General features: G+C 73.3%; 7 protein-coding genes and 1 tRNA gene. 6 read left to right on the forward strand and 2 right to left on the reverse strand.

What is annotated here, in order from left to right; all coding sequences use genetic code 11:
- Positions 1–60: 60 nt before the first annotated feature.
- Positions 61–819, reverse strand: a complete 759-nt coding sequence (locus QCN29_RS23515; RefSeq protein WP_279930609.1) for a DNA-binding response regulator — start codon at positions 817–819, stop codon at positions 61–63.
- Positions 820–1,011: 192 nt separating this feature from the next.
- Here QCN29_RS23515 and QCN29_RS23520 point away from each other — a divergent pair, with 192 nt between their 5' ends.
- From QCN29_RS23520 to QCN29_RS23535, 4 genes are all read left to right on the forward strand, one after another.
- Positions 1,012–2,634 carry a vWA domain-containing protein gene (locus tag QCN29_RS23520; protein WP_279930610.1) on the forward strand — a complete coding sequence of 541 codons (1,623 nt, stop codon included), beginning with the start codon at positions 1,012–1,014 and terminating at the stop codon, positions 2,632–2,634.
- A 205-nt stretch (positions 2,635–2,839) separates the two neighbouring features.
- Complete coding sequence (locus QCN29_RS23525) at positions 2,840–3,313, forward strand: anthrone oxygenase family protein (protein ID WP_279930612.1); 474 nt, start codon at positions 2,840–2,842, stop codon at positions 3,311–3,313.
- 172 nt (positions 3,314–3,485) lie between these two features.
- On the forward strand, positions 3,486–4,103 hold the full coding sequence (locus tag QCN29_RS23530) for a sigma-70 family RNA polymerase sigma factor (protein WP_240135509.1): 618 nt from the start codon (positions 3,486–3,488) through the stop codon (positions 4,101–4,103).
- Positions 4,100–4,828 carry an anti-sigma factor family protein gene (locus QCN29_RS23535; protein WP_279930614.1) on the forward strand — a complete coding sequence of 243 codons (729 nt, stop codon included), beginning with the start codon at positions 4,100–4,102 and terminating at the stop codon, positions 4,826–4,828. Before QCN29_RS23530 ends, QCN29_RS23535 begins: the two co-directional genes overlap by 4 nt.
- 394 nt (positions 4,829–5,222) lie before the next feature.
- Here QCN29_RS23535 and QCN29_RS23540 read toward each other — a convergent pair.
- Positions 5,223–5,295: transfer RNA gene (locus QCN29_RS23540), tRNA-Arg, on the reverse strand.
- Positions 5,296–5,612: 317 nt separating this feature from the next.
- On the opposite strand from QCN29_RS23540, the gene QCN29_RS23545 reads away from it, so the two are divergent.
- Together QCN29_RS23545 and QCN29_RS23550 are read left to right on the forward strand one after the other, a co-directional pair.
- Positions 5,613–7,214: a GTPase domain-containing protein gene (locus QCN29_RS23545; protein WP_279930616.1), complete on the forward strand. Its 1,602-nt coding sequence runs from the start codon at positions 5,613–5,615 to the stop codon at positions 7,212–7,214.
- Positions 7,215–7,219: 5 nt separating this feature from the next.
- Positions 7,220–8,578: YfjP family GTPase (locus tag QCN29_RS23550; RefSeq protein ID WP_279930620.1), on the forward strand; the 1,359-nt coding region annotated here is incomplete at its 3' end.

Here is an 8,578-nt window from a genome sequence, read left to right on the forward strand (position 1 = left end):
CGCGAGGCGGCCGCCCCCACAAGCGGCCGCCTCGCGCCTCCACTCCCTCTGCGAGGGGCACTAGACCCAGCCGCGCCGCGCCGCTTCCGCTCCCGCGCGGAAGCGGCTGGTCGTGCCGAGGGCGGTGAGCAGTTCGCCGACGCGGCGGCTGTAGGTGCGCCCCGACATGCCGAGCCGGGTCGCCGCGGTCTCGTCGGTAAGACCGGCCAGCAGCGCATGCAGCACCGGCTGGAGATGGGACGGCGGGCCGGTGGGCTCGACCTGGTCCGTCACCGCGTCGCCACACTCCCACCAGGCCCGGTGCACCCGGACCAGGGCCTGTACGACGACCGGGTCACGGATCAGCAGTACGCCGTGGTAGTGCAGTTCGAGATCGAGGGGGACGGCGGCGATCGAGCGGTCGGCGACGAGCAGCTTGAACGGAATGGAGTCCGTCACCCGAGCCTCGCCCGGACACAGCCAGGGCGCGGGGAGGTGGGCCAGACCGTGGCGCGGAGCGACCCGCCGGACCACCGGGATCTGGTCCCCGGCCGTCTGCACACAGGAGGCGGCGAACTCCAGAAACGGCTCTGGGATGCCATGCCCCAGCGCCCCGCTGGGATCGTCAAAGCTCAGCAGCTCGCGCCGGGCCGAACGCACCAGTCTGCCGAGTGCGGCCCGCACCTGAGCCACCCCGCGGACCTGTCTGCCCGGCGCGTCCCGCAGGACGAACTGGGACATCTCCCTTACGTCGCCGCCGCTGACGCCGACGCCGACGCCGCCGCCGAGCACGGAGCCCGGAATTGCCGACACGGCGATCACCCCCTTGCATCTATCCACCGCCGCCACTCCATGTACTCACATGGCTGCGTATGGTGACAATAGCCTGATCAGGCAGTGGCGAGTCCTTGCCAGAACCGTCAACGAGGGGCCTCCGTTGCCGCATTGAGATTCTTCCGCAACACCTTCGTCGGCTCCGGCCCGCCGAGCCGAGCGTCACATTCACAAGTGCCGACGACTCAGGGGGCCCGGATGACACTCTGCGCACGGAGCGCGTGGACCGCGAGGACGTACAGGGGGGCGCTGGCGGCGCTGCTGGCGGGAGGTGTGCTGCTGACCGCGGGGTGCAGCGACGGAGGCGGCCGCCCGGAGCGCGCCTCCGCCGACGACGCGCGGCGCGGCCCCGGGCTCGTCGCCCCGGACGGCGGGGGCGGCGCCCCGGCGCCTCCGGGGCCGGAAGACGGGAAGAGCAGGGACGAGGAGTTCGCCGAGCCGGAACGGTCCAGGCCGCCGGCCGACTATCTGTCGACGTTCGCGCTGGACGTGGACACCGCCTCCTACGGCTACGCCCGCCGCACCCTGAAGGACGGACGGCTGCCCAGGCCGGAGGACATACGCCCGGAGGAGTTCGTCAACAGCTTCCGGCAGGACTACCCCAAGCCCGGGGGGAACGGCTTCTCGGTGTCGGTCGACGGCGCGCGCACCGACCCGTCCGGCGTCGAGGGGGAGGTCGAGGGCGAGATAAAGAGTGACACGGGCGATGGGGAATGGTCACTGGTACGGGTGGGGCTCGCCACAGGTTTCTCTGAACGGACAGGTGAACGTCCGCCCGCCGCCTTGACGTTCGTCATCGACGTCTCCGGCTCCATGTCCGAGCCCGGCCGCCTCGACCTCGTCAAGAAGTCCCTCGGCATCCTGACCGACGAACTCCGCGACGACGACTCGATCGCCGTCGTCACATTCAGCAAAGAGGCCGAGACCCGGCTGCCGATGACCCGGCTCGGGGCGCACCGCGACCGCGTCCACCGGGTGGTCGACCGCCTGGAGGCGGGGGACTCCACCAATGTGGAGGCGGGCGTGACCACCGGATACGACGTGGCCGTCAAGGGCCGCAGGAGCGGGGCGACCAATCGCGTGGTGCTGCTCTCCGACGCGCTGGCCAACACCGGCGAGACCGAGGCGGACGCCATCCTGGACCGGATCGACGACGCCCGCAGCGAGTTCGGGATCACTCTCTTCGGCGTGGGCGTCGGCAGTCGGTACGGCGACGCGCTGATGGAGCGGCTCGCCGACAAGGGGGACGGCCACACGACGTACGTCTCAACCGAGGACGAGGCGCGGAAGGTCTTCGTCGACCAGCTCCCCCGCAATCTGGAACTCCGGGCGCGCGACGCCAAGGCGCAGGTGGCGTTCGACCCGCAGACGGTACGGCAGTTCAAGCTCATCGGCTACGAGAACCGCGCGGTCGAGGACGAGGACTTCCGCGACGACCGGGTGGACGGCGGGGAGATCGGCCCCGGCCACACCGTGACCGCCCTGTACGCCGTACGGCTCCGGGAGGGCGCGCGCGGCCATGTCGCGACGGCCACCGTACGCTGGCTCGACCCGAAGAGCCGCGCCCCGCACGAGCGGTCGGGCTCCATCGAGACGGACGCGATCGCCCCGTCCCTGTGGCGCGGGGACGTTTCCCCGAGGCTTCAGGTCACGGCGGTGGCCGCGTACTTCGCCGAGTCGCTGAGGGACGGCTCACTCCCCGGCGCGCCCGGCCTGCGCGGCCTGGCGGGTCACGCCAGGAAGCTGGCGGCGACGACGGAGGACGGCGCGGTGTCGGAGCTGGCGGACGCCATCGACCGCGCGCGGGGGCTGCGCGACTGACGCACCGCCAGCCTTCCCGGGGCTCCCCCCCCCACACACACACACCGCGCTCAATCGCGGCTGGGCTTGTGCGCGGCCCGATCGCCGGCGGGGCTGGAGGATCCAGCCCGCTGGGGCGCCTGTGGGGGGCGGAGCATCCGTTGCGGGAAGGGGCGGGTGGGGGGAGAGTCCGGGGGGAGACGCGCCCCGCAGCATCATGTACGCCATGCCGACCTTGCTGCTCGCACTCGCCGTGGTGTCCGCCGGCCTGTACGCCGGGTTCATGCTGATCTTTCTGACGGGAATCATGCCCGCCCTGGCGCGGCTGCCGGACCAGCAGTTCGTCTCCGCCATGCGCCGCATCAACGAGGACGTCCCGCGCCTCGTCTTCCTCCTCGTCTTCGGCGGGCTCGTCGCCTTCCCCGCGGCCGCCCTCGCCGTTCCGGTCGAGGGGCGGTCGGACGCACAGCGGTGGCTGATCCTCTCCGGGCTGGTCTGCGCGGTACTCAACCATCTGGTGACGATCGCCGGGAACATCCCGCTGAACAATGCGCTGGCCGCGTCCGAGACGGCCGCGACCCCCATCCCCGACAGCGAGGTGCGCACCGCGTTCGAGGGCCGCTGGAACCGGCTGCATCGTGTCCGTACGCTGCTGATCCTCGCGGCGTTCGGGCTGCTGGTGGCCGCCTCGCTGTCATAGCCGGGGCGCCCGGCCCCGTGTTGACGCGCGGGGCCGCCCCGGCACGGCTGAACGGCGGACGCTGCTGCTGACCCCCGCCCCCGGCATGCGTGACACAGCTCACGTGAACCGTTCGAGGTCTTCCGCGCGTGTCCGCCACGTCGCAGCAAGGGGAGAGGACGGAGTGGGGCGGATGGCTGGACTATGGTCCCGCGGTCGGCGGAGCTCGACGGACGAGGCGCTGATCAGATCGTTGTACGAGGAACACGGCAATGCACTGCTCGCGTATGCGACCCGGCTGACGGGAGACCGGGGGGCCGCGGAGGACGTGGTCCAGGAGACCCTGATCCGTGCCTGGCGGCACTCCGAGTCCCTGGTCAACGGCAAGGGCTCGGTACGCGGCTGGCTGCTGACCGTGGCCCGCAACATCGTCACCGACCGGTACCGCGCCAAGGCGGCGCGGCCCGCCGAGGTCGCCGAGTCCCCGACGACCGGGCCGGTCGCCGAGGACCACGCCGAGGCCGTCGTCGACTCGATGGCGGTGCTGGGCGCCCTGGACCAGCTGACCGCGGAGCACCGGGATGTGCTGGTGGAGCTGTACTTCCGGGAGCACACCGTGGCCGAGACGGCCCAGGCGCTCGGCATCCCGGCCGGAACGGTCAAGTCCCGTTCCCACTATGCGCTCAAGGCGCTGCGCGACGCCTATGCGAACAGTCCCGCAGGGCCGGGCGGTTCGAAGAAGTCCTCGAAGAAGTCAAGGAAGTCCGGAAAGACCGGCGGTCGGGCCAAGCTGCAGGAGGTGGCGGCATGACCATGCGACAGCACGACGACGAGCTGCTCGGCGCCTACGTCCTCGGTGTGCTCGACGAGGCGGACGCAGGGGCGCTGCAGACGCACCTGGCGGACTGCGAGCGGTGCAGAAAGGAGCTGGCCGAGCTGCGCGAGATGGAGGCCGCTCTCGGCGAGGTGCCGGAAGAGGCGTTTCTGGACGGCCCGCCGCCCGGCGGCGATCTGCTGCTCCAGCGCACCATGCGCCAGATGCGCGCCGAGCGCACCGGCGTCGCCCAGCGCCGTTGGGCCGTCGCCGGTCTGGCCGCGGCGGCGTCGCTGGCCGCCGTGTTCTGGCTGGGCACCCGCACGGGCGACGACGGCCCTGCGAACGTCGCCCGCCCGCCCGTGCCGACGGGGACCGGGAGTGCGACCGCTCCGGCGACCCCGCCGCCCGGCGTGAAGGCGGCGTCGGCGACCGATCCCGTCACCGGGGTCCGGATGGCGGTCGAGATCACTCCGGCCGCGGCCTGGGTGCGGGTCAATGCCTCGGTCAGCGGCATTCCCTCGGGGGAGCGCTGCCGGCTGATCGTGGTCTCCAAGGACGGGGTCCGCACGACGGCGGGCGGCTGGGTGGTCGGCGCCCATGAGAACGGCGCGGGCAAGGGCGTCAACCTCGACGGCTCGGCGGCGGTCGCGCCGTCCGACATCCGGGAGGTCGTGGTCGAGAACGAGGCGGGCACGCACTATGTCTCGGTGCCCGTCTGAGGGATGCCCGTCTGACGGGTGCGCGGCGGGCGTGGCACGCGGGGCGGGAGGGTCGGGGGGCTCCCGCCCGGCGGCCGGGTCGGAGCGCATCGTGGTCCGAGTGGGCGATGCCGACGATCTCGCTGCGCACCGTGCCCCGCCGGCTGCCGACGGGGGAGGGCCGGTGCGCGACGATCGGCGCGGAACCCGTATCCCCGGCGGGCGGAGACGCCACCGCGCATCCACCGTGGTCACCCGCAGCGACCCGGTGACGGCCGGACGGCGTCGGGCCGTCCCCGAGATCCGAAGGGGAGGGCCCGGCGCTTACGCGCGCCCGACACGGCTCCCGCTAGGTTGCCCCTGAGCAGCGAAAAGGCCCTCCTGGGCGGAGGGCCTTCGGGTGGTGCGCGCTGTGCGCCCCCGGCAGGACTCGAACCTGCGGCCAAGCGCTTAGAAGGCGCCTGCTCTATCCACTGAGCTACGGGGGCCGGTGGTGGCCTCGGTGGCCTGGAGCCCCTGGTGGGTGGTCCGTGACCTTTGCCGGGGACAAGGATAGGGCTCCGGAGGCCTTGGCCCGGTTGCTTCGCCTGTATGGCGCGATGTGGAGGTTCGGTGAAGCGAACCCGATAATCGCAGGCAGGTGCGATTCACGCAGCGCTTTTCACGTCTCACGTCGCGGGTGTTGTCTACTCGTTATGCCTGCGCCCCACTCATCCCGTCTGTTCCGGGTGTCCGGTCGGCGCGCAGAGATGCTCATACGCTTCAAATATCCCCCAAAATTGGGCATTCTTCGCATGTGGTGACCTTGGATGCACGGCCTCAGCTGATCGACGCACTCTCCGCCCTGCGCGACCGTGTCGCCGCTGTGCGTCTTCCTCTGCCCCTTCCCGGTGCACCACGTGCCCGACAGACCCGCGCCGAGCTTCTCGCGCAACTCGACGACTATCTCGTGCCCCGGCTCAGAGAGCCGGAAGCGCCGTTGCTCGCGGTCGTCGGCGGATCCACCGGCGCGGGGAAGTCGACGCTCGTCAACTCCCTTGTCGGGCGTTGCGTCAGCGAGGCCGGGGTGCTCAGACCCACCACGCGGACGCCGGTGCTGGTCTGCCACCCCGACGACCACGGCTGGTTCGCGGCGGCGCGGGTGCTGCCGCAGCTCACACGTGTATGGGCGCCGCAGCAGGACGGCGACGACGGGAAGAGGGGAGGCGCCGCCGGACAGCGGACGCTGCGGATCGAGGCCGCAGGCGCCCTTCCCCGCGGGCTCGCGCTGCTCGACGCCCCCGACATCGACTCCCTCGTGGTCGAGAACCGGCTGCTGGCCGCCGAGTTGATGTGCGCCGCCGATGTATGGGTGATGGTGACCACCGCCGCGCGCTACGCGGACGCCGTGCCCTGGCATCTGCTGCGTACGGCGAAGGAGTACGACGCCACGCTGGTGACCGTGCTCGACCGGGTGCCGCACCAGGTCATCGAGGAGGTCTCCCGACGGTACGCGGCGCTGCTGACCAAGGCCGGGCTGGGGGACGTGCCCCGGTTCACCGTCCCCGAGCTGCCCGAGTCCGCTGGCGGCGGCAGCGGGCTGCTGCCGCACACCGCGGTCGCCCCGCTGCTCTCCTGGCTCGCGCACCGGGCGCAGGACCCCGCGGCCCGGCAGCAGGCCGTGGCGCGCACGGCCAACGGCGTCATCGACTCGCTCGGCGTCCGGATGCCGGAGCTGGCCGGGGCCGCCGCCGCCCAGTACGCCGCCGCCGTGCGACTGACGGCCGCCGTCGAGGACGTGTACGCCAGGGAGCGGGAGCGCGTCCTGGCGCGGCTGGCGGAGGGGGTCGTGCTCTCCGGGGACGCCCGCACCCGATGGCGGGGCTTCCCCCGCTACAGCTCCCCGGCGGAGCTGCTGGACTCCCTCGTCGCAGGCCTCGCCGCGCTGCTCCAGTGCGCCGTCGCCGCCGCCGAGGAGCGGGTGCACGAGGCATGGCGGCGCGAGCCGGCCGCGCGCGCCGTGCTGCGCGCCGGGTCCCGGGGCCGGCTGGACCCGGAGGCCGCCGAGCGGATCGGCATCGACGTACGCCGCTGGCGGCGCGTGCTGGAGGAGCTCGCCGAGGAGGAGCTCCGCACCCTGGAGCGCGGCGCCGCGCCCGACCCCGAGACCGTCGCCGCGCTGCTGGCCGCCGCCCTGCTCGGCGGGCGCAGGGCCCGCGCCGCGGGCGAGCAGCTCGCCGAGCGGGCCGGGGCCCAGATCGCGCTGCGGCTGCGCGACAAGGGCGGCGAGCTGACGACGACGTATATCGACCGCGTACTGCACGGCGAACGCGACCGCCGCCTCGCGCCGCTCGACGCGCTCGACATGACCCCGGAGCCGCAGGCCGAGCTGATCGCCGCGCTGTCCCTACTGCAGAAGGAGAGGTGACCGCCATGACCGCCGCCGTCGAGGGCGCAGAGGGCGCAGAGGGCGTCGAGGGCAAGGGGGGCGAGAACGACAACGCGCCGAGAGAGGAGGGCGAGGAGAGGGAGGAGGGCGAGGAGGGGTGCTGGGACGACGGAGTGATCGCACGACGCGTCACGGCCGGACGGCCGGAGACGGGGCGGGACACCCCGGACGCCGAGCACGAGCCCATCGGGGGAACGTACGCAGGGCCCCTGAAGATGCGCCTGGACGCCCTGCGTGAACTGGTCGGACTCTCCAGGACGCGGCTGGACGGCGGCACGCTCGCCGAGGCCGGCCGCGTCCTCGACGAGGCGGCAGCCCGGCAGCGGCTCTCCGCACGGCACACCGTCGTCGCGGTCGCGGGGGCGACCGGAAGCGGCAAGTCCACGCTGTTCAACGCGCTTGCCGGGGTGCCCATCTCGGAGACCGGGCTGCGCAGACCGACCACCGGGGCCCCCATCGCCTGCACCTGGTCCGACGGCGCCGCCGGGCTGCTCGACCGGCTCGCCATCCCCGGGCGGCAGCGCCGCAGGCCGCTGGCGGGCGGCGACGGCGACGAGCAGCTGCACGGCCTCGTCCTCGTCGACCTGCCCGACCACGATTCGGCTCTGGTCGGACACCGGGCGCAGGTGGACCGGGTGCTGGCGCTGGTGGACGCGGTGATCTGGGTCGTCGATCCGGAGAAGTACGCGGACGCGGCGCTCCACGAGCGGTACCTGCGGCCGCTGGCGGGGCATGCCGAGGTCACGTTCGTGGTGCTCAACCAGATCGACCGGCTCCCCGGGGACGCCGCCCCGCAAGTCCTCGACGATCTGCGCCGGCTCCTCGACGAGGACGGGATCGCCCTGGGCGAACACGGCGAGCCGGGCGCGGCCGTGCACGCCGTCTCCGCACTCACCGGCGAGGGCGTGGCGGAGCTGCGCGAACAGCTGGGCCGCTTTGTGCAAGAGCGGACCGCCGCCGAGCGACGGATCGCCGCCGATGTGGACGCGACCGCCGCACGGCTGCGGCGGGAGTACGTCGCCGAAGGCCGGACCGGGCTGAGCGAGCGGGCGCGTGACGAGTTCTCGGCCAGGCTCGCCGAGGCGGTCGGGGCCGCCGCCGCGGGCGAGGCGGCGGAGCGCGAGTGGCGCAGGAACGCCGTCCGGGCCTGCGGGTCGCCCTGGCTGCGGCTGTGGCGCTGGTACGAGCGGCTGCGCACACCGGGGCTCGGGGCGCAGCCGGACGCCGCGGCCCCGGCGGAGGAGGAGCTGACCGCGCGCCAGCGCGTCGAGCACGCGGTGCGCACCGTCGCCGACGAGGCGGCGCACGGACTGCCCGGCCCCTGGGGCGCCGCGGTGCGCGAG

Source organism: Streptomyces chengmaiensis (assembly GCF_029846775.1).
Lineage (GTDB): Bacteria > Actinomycetota > Actinomycetes > Streptomycetales > Streptomycetaceae > Streptomyces > Streptomyces chengmaiensis.